A 16,271-nucleotide genomic window follows, 5' to 3' on the forward strand; every position below is an offset into this window, starting at 1 on the left:
ACGTTCCTACCAGTGTTTGGAGACAGATCATGAGGCAGAAGATTAGATTATTGGCTGGCCTGACTGTCGTGGCCGCTGCAGTGGCCATCGCGACACCGTCAGAGGCTGCGCAGAAGACAAACCTTCAGGAATTCAAAGGCGAGATGCCACCGTCCTTCGCGGAGCCGTCAGCCGCAATGGACGAATTCGGCAAGGCGCTGAAGGCGCAGGATGTCGACGGCTTGGCAAAGCTGCTTGGGCTCAATGCCAGCAAGCTACGCGACAGCAGCGAGGCCATGACGAGCCTCGATCTGATCCGCGAGGGAGCAGCGAAACAGTTGCGCCTTCAGGACGTGAGGGGGTTCAAGGTCGTTGCCGTCGGAGATGTCCTGTGGCCCTTGCCCTTTCCTTTGTCCAAGCAGGCCAACGGGCAATGGTCGTTCGACACGGAGATAGGGCTGGAAGAGATCGTCAATCGACGGATTGGCGAGAATGAGCTCGTCACGATCGATACCATGCGGGATTATGTCGACGCCCAATATGAATATGCCCGGATAGACGAAGACGGGGATCAGATTCTCGAGTTTGCTCAACGGCTGATCAGCTCGCCCGGCAAACGTGACGGACTATATTGGCAAGCCAAAGACGATGAAGAGGAAAGCCCGGCGGGGCCGATGCTCGAATCTGCAGCCTTCAGCAAGGCCAAACAGGGCGAAGGGTATTACGGTTACCGATACCGCATTCTCACGGCTCAGGGGCCGAATGTGCTGGGCGGCGAGTACAGTTATATCCTGAATGGTAACATGACGAACGGTTTTGCACTGATCGCCTGGCCCGTTACCTATGGCGTCACGGGCGTCCAAACCTTCATCGTCAACTACTCGGGGGTCGTCTACGAGAAGGACCTGGGAGACGAGACGCAAGAACGTGTGTCGCAAATCCGGTTATTCAATCCGGGTGACGATTGGGATATCACGATGGACTAGCCGCTGGTCGATGCGGCTTCCGTAAGACTTAAAACAAAAGCGGCAGCGCGGGATCACGCGCTGCCGCGTTCTGCGCAATGGGTAGCTTCCGAGATATACTTACAGCTATCGTGCTTCATGCATTGCCCGACCCGCAGCGGGTCGCCGAGATATTTTCAAGCTTTTGATTGCGACATTGGAACTATCTGGTGCCTCGTCGAATTTTGTCGGAGAGGTCGAAACCAAGGCAATCGGGATGCAGTCTTCCAATGCCCGCAGCGGGCGCAACAAACTGATGTTGAAATTGCCTGCATTGCGAGATCTGCTCCGCAGCCATGTCAGCGACACGATTGCCGATCTTTTCGAATCCTACGACCTCGCGACAATCGCGCTGGATCGTCTACGATTGGAGCGGCCAACCGACGTGAACCGCGTTCATGAATACGAAGACCTCTGCCGTGAAATTGAACGCGAAGTTTCTCGCTATTGCTCTGAGATGAGTTGAGTATGAGTGGGTGTTGATTTCAGGTTCCGGGTGAATTCTCCGACACGATCTCCTCGGGTGATTTTTCGAGAGAGGTGGATGGTTGTGAAACGGGCGGCTGCGGCCATGCCCAGGCGACGATCAAATCATAAAATACGCCCAGAACGATCGGACCGATGAAAAGTCCCACGAGCCCGTGGGTTAGCGTGCCGCCAATAACCCCGACCAGAATGACCGGCATGGGCGTCGAAAGTCCTCTGGAAATCAGGATCGGTTTCAAAATATTGTCGACGAGCATGACCGGGACGATAATTGCCGTGAACAGAGCGGAGACGTTGAAAGGCCATGAAAACCAAATCCAGACAAGCAGCGGTAACAGGATGAGAGCTGGCCCAATCTGTATCAGGCACAGAATGAAGACACCGTAGGTCAGAGCTCCTCGCGCCGGCACCCCAAAGGCCATGAAGATCAGCCCGCATAAGATGGCCTGGAGCAGCGCGACGCCAATCACGCCGCGCGAAACGTTTCTCACCGTCGTGCCCGCCAGTTTCGCGAATCCTACACCTCTTTCGCCAGCGATGCGGCTCGCCACGATCTGGATGCCGGAGGCGAGGCGAGGCGCCATGGTCAAGAAAACTCCACACAGAATTACCGAAACGATGAAGCTGAGGATCCCACCGCCGATTGATAGAACCCTGCCCAGAATAACTCCACCCGCCTCACGCAACGGCTGCTTGAACGACAGGATCGCGGCCGCCAGATTGGTGGCGGCCTCGTTCCATGCGGAGTAGAGCTTTGTTCCGATGATCGGAACCTCATTCAGTCGCTCTGGCGCCTTCGGTATGTGGAAGCCGACGGCATCCGAAAAAAATGTCTGCAGGGTATCGACAAAGTTCACCGCAGCGAGCGCCAGAGGGCTGATTATCACAATAAGACATGCGGCGACGAGAGTGAATGCCGACAGGAACTGCCGTCCTCCGAGGAGCTTGGTCAGAAGGTCGAACAACGGATAGAGCGCGACTGTCATGATCGCCGCCCATATGATGATCAGGGCGAAGGGTGCGATCAGTTGTGCCGACCAATAGGTGAAGGCCGCGATGACCCCGATCCGGACGATATCGCTTACGCGCGCCTCGATCGAGATATGGCTTGCCGCGACGGGATGCGGCTCCTGCTTATCGGCTGGGGCGGCGGTGTTCATGATCTGGCCTCGCTGGTTGACGAACGGGCTCAATCACCGTGGCGTGCTGATCGGCTGATGTCAGGCACGATATGTCGAGGACTTTGATCTTCGATATAATCGTTCGGCCGCTTCTGGCGTTTGCCGAGATCAGGGACCTTGAACGCTATTCTCTCATAGGGAATGGATGAGAGAATGTGGGCGATGCAGTTCACGCGGGCACGCTTCTTGTCGTCCGAGGGGACGATCCACCAAGGCGCGTGCTCGGTGTCGGTCATGCGCAGCATTTCGTCATAGGCCTGAGTATAGTCCCACCACCGCCGATAGGATTCGACATCCATCGGGCTCAGTTTCCACTGCCGCAGCGGATCTTCAATGCGCTTCTTGAAACGGCGTTCCTGCTCTTCCTCGCTGACGATGAGAAAATACTTCAGGAGCAGAACGCCGCTTTCGACGATCGCGGCTTCGAAACGTGGTGCAAGCTCCAGGAAACGGCGTGCCTTCTTCTCGCTGCAAAAGCCCATGATCCGGTCGACGCCGGGCCGATTGTACCAGCTGCGGTCGAAGATCACGATTTCGCCGGCTGCAGGAAGGTGCGCGATATAGCGTTGCATATAGATCTGAGATTTCTCACGCTCTGTCGGAGCCGGAAGCGCGACAACCCTAAACACTCTGGGGCTGACCTTCTCAAGGATACGTTTGATGATCCCGCCTTTGCCGGCGGCATCGCGCCCTTCGAATATGATGACGACCCGCATGCCGGAATCCTTGACCCATGCCTGAAGGTGAGCCAGTTCCACCTGGAGCCTCCTGAGCTCCTTGTCATAGTTCCACGACTTCTTTTCTTTTTTTCCGATCTCGTGACCCGCGTCGTGCGACTGGTTCATCCTAGCCTCCTGTACTGCCTGAATATGCCGGCCCATGATGAGGCCAAGCTGTGATCGGAAAACGCAGTCCAGACGGCAGAACCATTGACGGTGTTGAGATTGGGCCTCAGGGAGAAATGAACAACACGGCCAAGAATAGCGGTATGCTGTCGCGTTGATTGCGAGCCTTCGGTTAATCTAGTGCGGCCCGTCTCGCGTGGCTCGTAACTTCCCGTAATCTCTGTGTTACGGCGCGTCGCGGCAAGCTCACGGTCGTCAGTTCGACGATCGCGTAACTTCGATCGCACCGGATTAGGTGATGCAATGATCCGACGGCCATTGGAAAGGTCAGGTTGGCGAGGAGAGGTCTCCCGGTGGAGGCTCGGTAACTTCGAGTATAATACGCCACGCTTTCCCGAACCGCGCTACGATGACCAATCTGTCGCAATCGAAGCCTTCGTGGGGGTGTGATGGGATCCAGCTCAGATAAGGCACCACATTCGCGCGGACTTGCCGCAGCTCGCGAGCGATTTCCGGATTTGCTGAGACAAATAGATAACCTGTTCGAACTCGATGAAGAGTTCAGGGTTCTTTGCGAGGACCTGGCGGATGTCAAAACCGCTCTGAACGAATGTCGGCATCTGCCTGCCGATATCAGAGATGCAAGGCAGCTCGAGTATGAAGAGCTTATCGACAGCCTTGCCAAGGAAATCGAACAGGCCCTCTCACGAGCCAATGTCATCCTGTTGCGGCCGCCGCGCCACTAGCTCCATTCCCACTTTGCGGACAGGCCATCTGGCTCGGGGGCGCGCGCTTATAACCAGTGTCAGCCGCCGCGGTATAATACCGTATTCTACTTCGCGAACCCTCTCTGGTGAGCGACCCTGAGCTCGGCGCTCCACCCGCACGTGGTTTGGAGCAAAGGAGAGCCGTCCGGGTGCATTCAGAGGGAAACGACCTCCCATGCCCCTGCGATCAACCGAGAGAGGGACCGATGGTTGACTGGTTCGTAAACACGCTCCGCACCTATCCTGAAATTGCGATCTTCCTGTCGCTGGGCCTTGGTTATTACTTCGGCTCATTCACCTATAAAGGGCTGGGTCTGGGTGCCGTCACTGCAACACTGATTGCCGCGGTTCTCATCGGCCAGCTCGGCATCACCATTTCCCCGCCATTGAAGTCGACATTCTTTCTGATGTTCCTTTTCGCGATCGGATATGGGGTTGGCCCCCAGTTCGTGAGAGGGATCGCGAAGGACGGAATTCCGCAAGCGATCTTTGCGGCCGTCGTCTGCCTCTTCTGCCTGGGGTCGGCTTATTTCGGCGCACTCATCGCCGGTTACGACATCGGCTCTGCCGCCGGGCTTTATGCAGGTTCCCAGACGATTTCGGCCTCGATGGGGCTGGCGACGGATGCCATCAACCGTCTTGGTCTTCCGCCTGAGCAGAGCAAGGCGATGCTGGATGCAATGCCTGTCGCCTATGCCGTCACCTATATTTTCGGGACGGTCGGCTCCGCCATCGTCCTTGCGCTGATCGGGCCATCTCTGCTGGGCATAGATCTGGAAGCGGAATGCAAGCGTTACGAACTCGAGCATGGCGGCAAGAAGGCTCTGGGTGGTGCAGGGACTGCATGGCATCATTACGAGTTGCGCGCCTACCGGGTGAAGGAGGGGGGACGAGCCGCGGGGCTGACCGTACTCGAGGCTGAACGTATGCTTCCGTCCGAACGCGTATTCATCGAACGCATCAGGCGCGACGGAAGGGTGCAGGACGCAACCGTCGATACTGTAATCGCCGCCGGCGACATTCTCGCCGTGGCAGGTCGAAGGGAAATCCTCGTCGATCTCATCGGCAGCGTGGCGGAGGAAATAAACGACCAGGAACTGCTCGCAGTCCCGGCCGGCGGTGTCGATGTCTTTGTCACCAACAAGGCGGTGGACGGGAAGACGCTTGCCGAGCTTGCATCCATGCCGCTCGCACGTGGCGTCTTTCTGCGCAAGATCGTTCGCGGTGCGACTGCAACCGAAATTCCTATCCTGCCGAACACCCAGGTGCAGCGCGGCGATATTCTGACGATTGTCGGGCGCACGCAGGATACCGCTGCGGCAACAAACGCTCTTGGCCGGCCGGACGCACAGACGGACATCGCCGACGTGGCCTTCATCGGCGCCGCTATCGCGATCGGCGCTTTGATCGGGGCGATGACCTACAAGGTTGGCAGCGTACCCTTGACGCTCTCGACATCCGGCGGGGCATTGATTTCTGGCCTTTTCTTCGGATGGCTTCGGTCGGTTCGTCCGACATTCGGGCGCATACCTTCGCCTACCGTCTGGTTCATGAATTCCGTCGGTCTCAACGTTTTCATCGCCGTGGTCGGCATTTCGTCGGGACCGGGCTTCGTCGCCGGTCTGCAACAGCTCGGGTTCAGCCTGTTCCTCTGGGGTGTGATGGTGACGACGGTGCCGCTGATCCTTGCGATGTATGTCGGCAAATACGTTTTCCGCTTTCATCCCGCAATCCTGCTGGGATGCTGCTCCGGCGCACGCACGACGACGGCCTCCCTCGGGATGATCAACGACCGGGCAAAAAGCCAAATTCCGGGCTTGGGCTACACCGTAACTTATGCCGTCGGAAACACATTGCTGACCATCTGGGGCATGGTTCTGGTCCTGCTTCTGGCCTGAAGCAGACAGGTCGGGGGTGAAGAAACTCGTCACCCTCGACGATGCGCAAGTCCTTGCATCTGCAGTTTCTTTCATCGCCAGCGGCGGGAAGCGCGGCCCGGTTCGACCGGTGCCGCCAACCATAATCGGGAAACAACGGGAGCGTGAAATGTCAAATCGAAACGCACAGATCGACCAGTTCCTCCTCCTCCATTCGGCGCGTGCGGACAAATGGCGCGAACTGACGACGATGGCAGATGCCTGGGCGAAACAGCAGGGTGACAGGTTGAAGCTGGAGGCAGTCTTGAGCGCCCTGGAGGCTGTGGAGGAATATCATGCCTATCCCGGGCCTCAGCTTCTTGCCGCACTGCGGGAAAGCATTGCGGCGAATGATGCCGGCGGTGCTGCGCGATTGGCCCGACGCATCTCCAACGGACTGCTCACAGATGCATATCGCAGCCGGTCGGCGGAATGGGACGTTCACGACGAGATGTCGGCGTCGGAGGTTCCCGACATCCTGCCGCCCTCGACGAATGAGGCCAGTGAACGGCGTCCCTATTTCGAGGTCCTGTTCGTCAACAGTCAGCCGGCTGCCAGATGGCCGGCCTTCGCACGGGAAATACGCCGGCTGCGGCGGCGCGAGGATGCATTCATCTACGAGCCGGTGATGGTCGGCTCGTTTGAAGATGCCATCTGCGCGACGATCCTCAACCCCAATATCGTCGCCGTCGTTCTCGCGGAAGGTTTTCCCTATCGCTCGCGTCACGATGCGCCGATACTGCGTTCCGTCCTTGATCCGCTCGGCGAGGTTGAGAGTGCAGACGCTTCTGCATTGCGGCTTTCCGGTGCCCTGCGCAGGCTTCGCCCGGAACTCGACGTCTATCTGCTGTCCGATCGCGAGGTGGAAAAGATCGCAGGCGACCCCAATGCGAAGGGCGTGCGACGGGTCTTTTACGCGGTCGAAGAGATGCTCGAATTGCACCTTGCCGTATTGGAAGGTGTCTATGCGCGCTACGAGACGCCGTTCTTCGACAATCTCAAGAAATACGCCCGCCGACCGATCGGCACCTTTCATGCTCTACCGATTGCCAGAGGAAAGTCGGTCTTCAAGTCGGACTGGATCCGCGATTTCGGCGAGTTCTACGGCCTGAACCTGTTCCTGGCCGAAAGCAGTGCGACGACCGGCGGACTGGACAGTCTTCTTGAGCCAACGGGCAATATCAAACGATCTCAGGATATGGCGGCTAGGGCGTTCGGCGCTGACCACGTTTTCTTCGTTACCAACGGCACGTCAACCTCCAACAAGATGGCGGTGCAGGCGCTGTTGGCTCCGGGCGATATCGCCGTCGTCGACCGCAACTGCCACAAGTCGCATCATTACGGAATGGTTCTGTCGGGCGCGCAGCCCTATTATGTCGAAGCCTTTCCTATGACGGAATATTCGATGTACGGGGCCGTGCCGCTTGCGACGATCAAGCGGGCGCTGCTGACGTTGAAGGCAGAAGGTCGGCTACAACGGCTCAAGCTGTTGGATTTGACCAACTGCACCTTCGACGGTCATATGTACAACGTGCGGCGGGTGATGGAGGAATGCCTCGCAATCAAGCCGGATCTGATCTTCCTGTGGGACGAAGCCTGGTCCGGTTTCGCCCGCTTCTCGCCCTTCCTGCGCCCAAGAACAGCAATGGGTGCCGCGGAGGAAATCGAAGACTGGCTGCGTGATCCGGCGTCTCTCAAGGCATTCGAAGCGCAGAAGGCGCAACTCGGTGACAATCCCGGCGATGATGCCCTGCTTGCGGCGCGCCTCATTCCTGATCCGCGTCTTGTCCGGCTTCGTGTCTACCAGACGAATTCGACCCATAAGTCAATGTCGGCTATCCGGCAGGGATCGATGCTTCTCGTCAAGGACGTCGATTTTCATACCGTTGCCGCGCAATTCCGCGAGGCTGTGTTTACCCATGCATCGACGAGCCCCAATCAGCAACTGATCGCGAGCCTTGATGTTGCTCGCCGGCAGATGGAGCTGGAAGGCTACGGGCTGGTGATGAACGCGATCGAGATTGCACTCAAGATCCGGCGTAGCGTCAACGAGCACAAGCTGATCTCGAAGTATTTCAAGGCGCTCGATGCCGATGATATGATCCCCAAATCCTATCGTCAGTCGGGGTTTGAGGGGTATATCCGCGACGGCACGACCTGGGCGGATGCCGCCAAGGCGATGCACGAGGACGAGTTCTATCTCGATCCGACGCGTATCACGCTTGTCTGCGGCACGGCCGGCTTCGACGGCACGCAATTCAAGGGCGTGCTGGCCGAGAAATACGGCATCCAGCTCAACAAGACGTCCCGCAACAGTGTGCTGCTGCAATCCAACATCAACAACACCCGCAGCGATGTCGCACACCTGATCAGGGTGTTGGTCGAGATATGCCAGTCCATCGAGGAGCGCCTCTCCGATGGCGGGGAAGGCGAACGCACTGCCTTTGCTGCGCGTGTGAAATCACTCATGACGGACGTACCGGATCTGCCCAACTTCAGCCACTTCCATGAGGCGTTTCGTCACGATGCAGGCCGCGACACGCCGGAGGGTGATATCCGGACGGCGTTCTTCAAGGCCTATGATGCGTCGGTATGCGAATATGTGCCCCTGTTCGGTGCCGAATGTGACAAGCGGCTCAAGGACGGGCCGGAAATGGTCTCTGCAAATTTCGTTATCCCCTATCCGCCGGGCTTTCCGATCATGGTTCCGGGCCAGGTCCTGACGCAGGAGACGATCGACTTCATGCGTAAACTGGATGTGAAGGAAATCCACGGCTTCGAAAAGGCGAGGGGGCTGAAGCTTATCCGTTCAGATGCGATTGCCGTGGCAGAACGACCACGAAAGAGCAAGGACGAGAAGCGATCGCATTGAGAATGGTACCGGATCTTAGGCGTCGGGCATTCTGGCCCGGCGCGTTCCGGGAACAGACAAGGCTGGTTTTCAATGGTCTGGACCGAACAATTCCTTATCAGGTATCCCGAACTGGCGGTGTTCCTCGCGATCAGCATCGGCTATCTGATCGGGACCTTCAAGATTGCGGGCTTTAGCCTGGGGCCTGTGACCGGTTCACTGTTTGCCGGTATTGCGATCGGACAGCTGGCCGATGTGCCGATTGCCTCCATGGCAAAGTCCTTCCTGTTTCTCCTTTTTCTCTTCGGAACAGGCTATTCGGTCGGCCCGCAGTTCATGAAGTCGATCAGGCGAGACGGGCTGAAGCCTATGTTGCTCGCCGTGGTGGTCACCGTCACCGGGCTGGGCATGGCGATTACCATCGCCAGACTGCTGGATCTCGATCCCGGCTTCGCGGCAGGTCTTCTCTCTGGATCACTGACGGAAAGTCCGGCGATCGGCACTGCCGCCGAGGCGATCAATGCATTGCCGCTACCCGATGCGGAGCGCCAACGTCTTGTGGCGCATATCGCTGTGGCTGATGCGGTATGTTACGTCTTCGGCGCCTTAGGCGTGATCCTCTTCTGCAGTGTCGTCGCTCCCCGGCTGCTCGGGATCGACCTGTCTGCCGAAGCGCTGAAACTCGAACGTGAACTGGGTATCGTCCGCCGATCCGAGGGAGTGGCGTCCGCATGGCGCCGGTTCGAGTTGCGGGCATATCGGGTTGCCGAAAACGGACTGGTCGCGGGTCTCTCCATCGCTGCCGCCGAACGGCAGGCTTCGGGCGAGAGACTGTTCATTCACAGGCTGCGTCGAGGCGATGCCCTGATCGATGCGACACCCTCGACGGTGATCGTTCCTGGCGATGTTCTTGCCGTCTCGGGTGAGCGCGCAAAACTCGTGAGGTTGATCGGCCCGCATGCCGAGGAGATCGAGGACCAGGCTCTGCTCGATATGCCGGTCGTCTCCACCGACGTCATATTGACCAACCGCGATCTCGATGGGCGAACGATTACACAATTGGGAGAGGGAAACCTCGCCCATGGCCTCTACCTGCGCGGGGTGACCCGTGGTGGAAACGAGGTGCCGATCGCGCCCGGCGTTACCGTGCAGCGTGGCGATATTGTCGGACTTGTCGGGCCGGAAGCGGTGGTCGGCAAAGCTGCCCGACAAATCGGAACAGTCATATCCGCGACGCAGACGACGGACTTCTTCGTCCTGGGACTGGGGATTTTCCTAGGTGGGCTTGTCGGCGTCATTGTGACGTTTCCGGTCGGCGGCATGCAGATCTCGCTCAGCACCAGCGTCGGTGCCTTGTTATCAGGCCTGTTGGTTGGACATTTGCGCACGCGCTTCCCGCTTTTCGGTCGAATACCGGACGCAGGTGTCTCGCTGATGACCGGCCTGGGGCTTTCGGCGTTCGTGGCTATGATCGGTCTGCATGCCGGACCTGTCTTCTTCTCGGCGATCGCGGAAGCGGGACTGGGTCTTCTTTTCGGAGGCATGATCGTGACGATAACGCCGTTGATCGTCGGGCTGTATTTCGGCCGCTATGTCCTCAAGATGAACCCCATCCTGCTTCTTGGCGGACTTGCGGGGGCGCAGACGATGACGGCGGCCATGGCGGCAGTTCAGGAACGTTCAGGCAGCACAGTCGCGGTGCTCGGGTATACGCCGGCAGTGCCGCTTGGCCACATCCTGCTGACCACCTGGGGAAGCGTAATCGTCAATGTGATCGCAGGGTAGGGATCGTCGATGCCGGGCGACCTCGTGCGTGAATATCCGGTTTGGCGGGAGACAGGCAGTTTCCGCCACGATTGTAAGGAACGGTAACGATGATCGGGCCATCACCCTCTGGCAGCACTGCCGATCTGTCCCCCGCTGGAAGCATCCGGCGAGATGTCATTGCTGGCTTGACGGCGGCGGCTGTCGTTCTGCCGAAGGCCATGGCCTACGCGACGGTTGCCGGATTGCCTGTGATCGTCGGCCTTTATACGGCATTCGTGCCGATGATCATCTATGCTTTTCTCGGTTCGTCACGGGTGTTGAGCGTCAGTTCGACGACAACCATCGCAATCCTGACCGCAGCTGAGTTGCAGTTAGTCGTACCCGATGGCGATCCAAGCAAGCTCATCGTCGCCACTGCGACCTTCACGGCTTTGACGGGCGCGCTGCTGCTCATTGCGTCCGGTTTACGGTTGGGCTTCGTTGCCAATTTCATCTCGGTGCCGGTGCTGACTGGGTTCAAGGCCGGCATAGGGCTGGTAATCATCCTGGATCAGTTGCCGAAGCTATTCGGGCTTCACATCACCAAGGCCGGCTTCTTCAGAGACATATTGGCGTTTGTGGAGCAGCTTCCCCAAGCATCGGTAATCACCGCAATTGTCGGATTGACCGCTCTTCTCCTGTTGTTATTGGTGGAATGGATCCGCCCTCACTCTCCGGCGCCGCTTGCTGTCGTCGGGGGCGCGATTGCCGCCTCATGGATGTTGGGCTTGAGCGACAGAGGAGTTGCCATTATCGGCGAGATTCCGCGGGCGCTGCCAACGGTGACCGTGCCCGATCTCGATCTGGTCATGATGCTGTTGCCTGGGGCGATCGGTGTGGCACTGATGAGTTTCACCGAGACCGCGGCCGCAGGACGCGCTTTCGCAATTTCTTCGGATCCTCCAATCCGCCCTAATCGCGAGTTGTTCGCCATCGGTGCGTCCAATCTCGGAGGCGCATTTTTCGGCGCCATGCCAGCCGGGGGCGGGACGTCGCAAACCGCGGTCGTACGTGCAGTCGGAGGGCAAACCCAGCGCGCCTCACTGGTCACGGCCGCCGTCTCCGTTGCGACGATGCTGGTACTCGCCCCCTTGCTGGGGCTTTTGCCTCAAGCAGCGCTTTCTGCAATCGTCATCGTCTATTCACTCGGTCTGATCCGGCCCAGTGAGTTCAGAAGCATACTCCAGGTTCGGCGGATGGAATTTCGCTGGGCCTTGGCTGCGCTGGTGGGGGTGCTGTTCTTTGGCACGCTCCAGGGTATCGTTGTCGCGATAATCGTCTCTCTGCTCGGCCTATCCAGCCAATCCGCAAACCCACGCATACATGTAATAGGTCGTGCTCGCGGAGACAGGGCCTTGCGGCCTGTTTCGGACAAGGACGATGAAGAGAATATTGTGGATGGGCTATTGATCCTGCGCCCGGAAGGGCGGCTGTTCTTCGCCAATGTGCAGCAGGTTGCCGATCGGATCCGCGACCTCGTGCTGCAAAGAAAGCCGAAGGTCCTGTTGCTGGATCTGAGCAGGGTGTTCGATATTGAATATTCCGCGATGCAGATGGTGATCGCGAGCGATCGAAATCTCGCGGATCAGGGAGTGACATTATGGCTCGCGAGCCTCAACCCCGATGTACTCGACTATGTCCGCGCGTCAGGATTCGCTGAACATCTCGGCGACAGCCGTATGTTCAAGCGTGTGGATGACGGGGTTCGCCACTTCCAGCACAGTATCGAGGCCTCTGTCTCAAGCCCGGTGAAACTCGATCCGCATGACAGCTGAAAGAGAGAGCGGAACCGCGAATATGTGATTGCCGATCAGCACTTTATATAGGAAACGGGGCATCCTTCATGTTCATGGTCATCCTTCTTTCTGCCGGCATACTGTTTTTCACCATCATCATTCACGGGCTGGTCGTGACATGTCTGTACAGCCTGTGCATAGGCGCGGTCAGAAATGCCCGAAATCTATCCGGCGTAGCCCGGCTTTGCCTCACCTACGTCTTTGTCTTGGGGTTTGTTTTTGCTCATTTTTTTGAAATCGTCATCTGGGCTGTGGCTTACCGGGCATTGGGTGCGCTCGAAAGCATGGAGGAGGCCGTCTATTTTTCGGCCGTCACTTTTGCAACAATTGGCTATGGCGACGTCACGCTTTCCGGTGGCTGGAGGATCGGCAGTGCGATCGAAGGCGTGAATGGCATCCTCCTTTTCGGCTGGACGACAGCATTCCTTTTCAAGGTTTCGGGAACGCTCTGGTTCATTGAAGACAATGAGAAGCCAAAGCCGGGTCAGAGATAAACATCTACGGTGTCAAAGAGCGACACATGGAGCATGCCAGTTCGTACGGCTCGCCAGTAGGTTACGGTATTCTACGTATACGCAGGCAACGTCCGGGATATCATTCGGGGCAATAATTTTTGCTGAGTAGCTATCCAGGACGTACGCATAATGAAGTGGCTGGCGCTATCGCTGTTCCTGCTTTTAGCCGCCGCGCCTGCCTATTCGCAGCCGGCGCCCCCTCTGCCCGAAAAGATCGAAGCGCTTACAACACTGCTTCAGGATCCCGAGGTCCAGTCCTGGATCAAGCGGGCCGAGGATAAAAGCACGCCGTCTCCGACACCGTCTTCCGAACCTTCGATCTCGACGTGGGAAACGGCCATCCGGACCCGCATGGACAGGATTGCTGCGGCAATCCCCCGAATCCCAGCTGAAGTTCTGAAGGCTGCCAAACGCGTCAGGGAGGATGCTGTCTCCAACGGATACGCACCGGTCTTCCTGATGTTTTCTGGGCTCATCCTTGTCGGAATGATTGTTGAGCGGCTTTATCTTCGCATGCGGTCACATGCCGACAATGGCATTTACGGCCTGCTGTCCGTTTTCGTTTTTGCCGTGCCGCTGGCCATCATATTCTTCGCCGTTCACTGGCCGCCACTTGTGCGTGTGGCTCTGCTTGTCTACCTGATTGCCTTCGTGGGCTTTCGGTTGGCTTCTGCATTGGTTGTGCTTGCAGTCCCAAGGGAGGGCCTGATACGGGCACAGATTCTAGTGGGAGCAGCAGTGCTGGCGATCGCGAATTCGGTCGCCGGTTCTCTGATCGGTATCGATCAGGACGTAGTGGATGCCCTGTCTTATCTCAGCTCGATCCTCCTTCTGGCCTTGCTGCTGGAGGCTGTCTGGTCGGTGCGGACGCGCAGCCTGCAACGTAGGTTCACGTTGACTTTTGCCATGGTCGTCATCTGGGCGCTTTGGTGTCTGGGATTAAAGGGGCTTTTCTGGATCGGGGCTTTTGCGCTGATCCTGCCTGCTACGCTCCAGTCAGTGGGAAAAGCAGCACTGCGTCTGGTGCCGAATGCCACAGGGATGCGGAGCGTGCTTATCACACGCGGTGCGCGTGCCGCGATCATCGTCGTTGCCTTGGCTTGGCTCGTTTTTGTCTGGAAGATGAATCCGGAAGGACTTGCGCAGCGGGATCCTGCACTCTCGGCGGTCTTTTATGGGCTGTTGAAAAGTGTCGCAGTCGTGCTTGTTGCCGATCTCCTGTGGCACATGGCGAAATGCTGGATCGACGGACAGCTCGTCACAAGTGACGAGACAGGTTTGACACCACAGGAAACGTCGCGTCGCGGGCGTCTGCGCACCTTGCTTCCGATACTGCGAAATGCGCTGGCAGCGGTCGGCCTGACGATAACCGTGCTTCTCGTCCTGGCGGAACTCGGGGTGGAGATCGGCCCGCTGATTGCCGGAGCAGGGGTTTTCGGGGTTGCGATCGGCTTTGGCTCGCAGACCTTGGTGAAGGATGTGATCAGCGGTGTTTTTTATATGCTCGACGACGCGTTCAGGGTCGGAGAATACATTCAGGCGAAGAGTTACAAGGGCACCGTGGAGGGCTTCAGCCTCAGGTCTGTCCGTCTCCGCCACCACCGGGGGCCTATTTTTACCGTCCCATTCGGCGAACTCGGTGCGGTGGAGAACATGAGCCGGGATTGGGGTGTGGTGAAATTCCGCATTTCTGTCGGTTTCGACGCCGATGTCGAGAAGGCGCGGAAATTGACGAAAAGGATCGGTGCGACAATGCTGGAGGATCCCGAGTTCGGCCCCATTTTCATCGAACCCTTGAAGATGAAGGGCGTCGAGGAATTCGGCGATTACGGAATGGTGCTGAGCTTCGGGATGACGCTCAAGCCTTCTCCGATGCAGTCCTTCATCCGAAGGCGTGCAAACCTTCTGTTGCGTGAGGCTTTCGTCTCGAACGGAATTCAGTTCGCACAGCCGACGGTGAATGTCGGAGGAGAGGGGGCTGCGGGCAATGCGTCTGCGGCAGCATTACAGGCCTTGAACAAGAACACACAGCCAGCCGCAACCATCGATGGAAACCCGCCATGACTGCGAGGCCGCTCTAATGAACGGGCGCCAATCAGGAATGAAACCGGAAGCCGGTGATTTTCGGTGGTGGAGGCGAGAAGTAACTGGCAACGATTTCTGGTTCGTCTGCGAGGTAACGGATTGTGATCGCTCGAGAGACAGATGTTGAGGCGCTGTGGGGCAATCTTTCTCACAAACAACGTCGAGCGGTCTTGGGAATTTTACTTCGCGATATAGCTAAAGCGTATCGAATGTCGGACGACGACTCCAAAATGCGGTGGTCCGGGCCGATCCTGGAGCTCATCGAGATGTTGGAAAGACTCAGACGTGATCCTGCCGATAGCAAACGAGGCGCGGCGCTTGAGGCGATAGAGCTTGGCTGTCGCTTCACCAGCCAGATTTTGCCGAAAGGCCAAGTTCCATCTGGTCGAGAGACCCAATAGGGTGACTGCGTCCGACAAGGCCTAGCTTTGCTCGGCGGGTCTATGCGCAAATTGCATTGGCCGGCTTGACTGCAGGATAGCCAAGACTTCCGGTCTGCCCTACCATTTCTCTATTGCTTCAGGTGTTGCTCCGGTGACGAAGAGGGCTCCGGAACTTCTCAGGGGAGGGCGACGCTTGAACGAGGAGGAAACATGGATACACCACCCATCATCAACCAGTATGCAGGGATAATTCAGACATCGTTGGCGCCTGTCTTTCTGCTTGCCGGGACAGCAGCATTCGTGAGTATCTACAGCCTGCGCCTGGGCAGGGTTGCGGACCGCCTGAATGAAGTCGGAGACAAACCCGATTTGGGAGAGAGAGGAGTGCAATGGCTAACCTATTTAAGCCGTCGCACGCTTATTCTGGAGGTAGCAGTCATCTTCGGAGTGGTATCGGGTTTGTGTACTTGTGCTGCTATTCTTAATCTTCTTGCAGGCGGCCTCTCCATTCGACTTCGACCGGAGAACCTGCCATGGTTCTTTGGCGGGGCGATCATTTGTCTGATGCTCTCGCTGCTCGCGTTCCTGCTGGAGCTTGTTTATGCGGGCAGGAGTATGCTCCAGCAAATCCGTGAGCGACGCTAGCCGGCTCAGCAT

At 57.8% G+C, this 16,271-nt stretch carries 12 protein-coding genes; 10 read left to right on the top strand and 2 right to left on the bottom strand.

From position 1 onward, the window contains the following. Positions 1 to 29 precede the first annotated feature (29 nt). Positions 30 to 965, top strand: a complete 936-nt coding sequence (locus HNQ72_RS16060; RefSeq protein WP_183993262.1) for a DUF2950 domain-containing protein — start codon at positions 30 to 32, stop codon at positions 963 to 965. Between the two features lie 235 nt (positions 966 to 1,200). Beyond that, positions 1,201 to 1,449, top strand: coding sequence for a hypothetical protein (locus tag HNQ72_RS16065; protein ID WP_183993263.1), 249 nt, complete (start codon positions 1,201 to 1,203; stop codon positions 1,447 to 1,449). Positions 1,450 to 1,468: 19 nt separating this feature from the next. On the opposite strand, the gene HNQ72_RS16070 is transcribed toward HNQ72_RS16065, so the two are convergent. Together HNQ72_RS16070 and ppk2 are read right to left on the bottom strand one after the other, a co-directional pair. After that, positions 1,469 to 2,629 (bottom strand): AI-2E family transporter, encoded by a 1,161-nt coding sequence (locus tag HNQ72_RS16070; protein WP_183993264.1) that lies wholly within the window; start codon positions 2,627 to 2,629, stop codon positions 1,469 to 1,471. Between the two features lie 29 nt (positions 2,630 to 2,658). Then, positions 2,659 to 3,495 (bottom strand): polyphosphate kinase 2, encoded by an 837-nt coding sequence (ppk2, locus tag HNQ72_RS16075; protein WP_183993265.1) that lies wholly within the window; start codon positions 3,493 to 3,495, stop codon positions 2,659 to 2,661. A gap of 449 nt (positions 3,496 to 3,944) precedes the next feature. On the opposite strand from ppk2, the gene HNQ72_RS16080 reads away from it, so the two are divergent. The 8 genes from HNQ72_RS16080 to HNQ72_RS16115 all read left to right on the top strand — a co-directional run bounded on the left by HNQ72_RS16080 (position 3,945) and on the right by HNQ72_RS16115 (position 16,259). Then, positions 3,945 to 4,241, top strand: a complete 297-nt coding sequence (locus HNQ72_RS16080; RefSeq protein WP_183993266.1) for a hypothetical protein — start codon at positions 3,945 to 3,947, stop codon at positions 4,239 to 4,241. 227 nt (positions 4,242 to 4,468) lie between these two features. Further along, complete coding sequence (gene aspT / locus HNQ72_RS16085) at positions 4,469 to 6,160, top strand: aspartate-alanine antiporter (protein ID WP_183993267.1); 1,692 nt, start codon at positions 4,469 to 4,471, stop codon at positions 6,158 to 6,160. 148 nt (positions 6,161 to 6,308) lie between these two features. Beyond that, a complete protein-coding gene (locus tag HNQ72_RS16090; RefSeq protein ID WP_183993268.1) occupies positions 6,309 to 9,050 on the top strand; it encodes an aminotransferase class I/II-fold pyridoxal phosphate-dependent enzyme in 2,742 nt (913 codons plus the stop codon). 72 nt (positions 9,051 to 9,122) lie between these two features. Further along, positions 9,123 to 10,814 carry an aspartate-alanine antiporter gene (gene aspT / locus HNQ72_RS16095; RefSeq protein WP_183993269.1) on the top strand — a complete coding sequence of 564 codons (1,692 nt, stop codon included), beginning with the start codon at positions 9,123 to 9,125 and terminating at the stop codon, positions 10,812 to 10,814. Positions 10,815 to 10,903: 89 nt separating this feature from the next. Further along, the gene (locus HNQ72_RS16100; protein WP_183993270.1) at positions 10,904 to 12,610 is read left to right on the top strand and encodes a SulP family inorganic anion transporter; all 1,707 of its coding nucleotides are present in this window, start codon (positions 10,904 to 10,906) and stop codon (positions 12,608 to 12,610) included. Positions 12,611 to 12,684: 74 nt separating this feature from the next. Then, positions 12,685 to 13,125, top strand: coding sequence for a potassium channel family protein (locus HNQ72_RS16105; RefSeq protein WP_244654496.1), 441 nt, complete (start codon positions 12,685 to 12,687; stop codon positions 13,123 to 13,125). A 150-nt stretch (positions 13,126 to 13,275) separates the two neighbouring features. After that, the gene (locus HNQ72_RS16110) at positions 13,276 to 15,210 is read left to right on the top strand and encodes a mechanosensitive ion channel family protein (RefSeq protein ID WP_183993272.1); all 1,935 of its coding nucleotides are present in this window, start codon (positions 13,276 to 13,278) and stop codon (positions 15,208 to 15,210) included. A 614-nt stretch (positions 15,211 to 15,824) separates the two neighbouring features. Continuing rightward, positions 15,825 to 16,259: a DUF2721 domain-containing protein gene (locus HNQ72_RS16115; protein ID WP_183993273.1), complete on the top strand. Its 435-nt coding sequence runs from the start codon at positions 15,825 to 15,827 to the stop codon at positions 16,257 to 16,259. Positions 16,260 to 16,271 lie beyond the last annotated feature (12 nt).

It is taken from the genome of Aliirhizobium wenxiniae, assembly GCF_014201355.1.
In the GTDB taxonomy this organism is placed as follows: Bacteria; Pseudomonadota; Alphaproteobacteria; order Rhizobiales; family Rhizobiaceae; genus Neorhizobium; species Neorhizobium wenxiniae.

What these genes read in the sequence shown, in the direction of transcription:
- HNQ72_RS16115 (WP_183993273.1), top strand. Translation starts at nt 15,825, where the DNA reads ATGGATACACCACCCATCATCAACCAGTATGCAGGGATAATTCAGACA.
- HNQ72_RS16110 (WP_183993272.1), top strand. Translation starts at nt 13,276, where the DNA reads ATGAAGTGGCTGGCGCTATCGCTGTTCCTGCTTTTAGCCGCCGCGCCT.
- HNQ72_RS16090 (WP_183993268.1), top strand. Translation starts at nt 6,309, where the DNA reads ATGTCAAATCGAAACGCACAGATCGACCAGTTCCTCCTCCTCCATTCG.
- aspT (WP_183993269.1), top strand. Translation starts at nt 9,123, where the DNA reads ATGGTCTGGACCGAACAATTCCTTATCAGGTATCCCGAACTGGCGGTG.
- ppk2 (WP_183993265.1), bottom strand. Translation starts at nt 3,495, where the DNA reads ATGAACCAGTCGCACGACGCGGGTCACGAGATCGGAAAAAAAGAAAAG.
- HNQ72_RS16070 (WP_183993264.1), bottom strand. Translation starts at nt 2,629, where the DNA reads ATGAACACCGCCGCCCCAGCCGATAAGCAGGAGCCGCATCCCGTCGCG.
- HNQ72_RS16105 (WP_244654496.1), top strand. Translation starts at nt 12,685, where the DNA reads ATGGTCATCCTTCTTTCTGCCGGCATACTGTTTTTCACCATCATCATT.
- HNQ72_RS16100 (WP_183993270.1), top strand. Translation starts at nt 10,904, where the DNA reads ATGATCGGGCCATCACCCTCTGGCAGCACTGCCGATCTGTCCCCCGCT.
- HNQ72_RS16065 (WP_183993263.1), top strand. Translation starts at nt 1,201, where the DNA reads ATGCAGTCTTCCAATGCCCGCAGCGGGCGCAACAAACTGATGTTGAAA.
- HNQ72_RS16080 (WP_183993266.1), top strand. Translation starts at nt 3,945, where the DNA reads ATGGGATCCAGCTCAGATAAGGCACCACATTCGCGCGGACTTGCCGCA.
- aspT (WP_183993267.1), top strand. Translation starts at nt 4,469, where the DNA reads ATGGTTGACTGGTTCGTAAACACGCTCCGCACCTATCCTGAAATTGCG.
- HNQ72_RS16060 (WP_183993262.1), top strand. Translation starts at nt 30, where the DNA reads ATGAGGCAGAAGATTAGATTATTGGCTGGCCTGACTGTCGTGGCCGCT.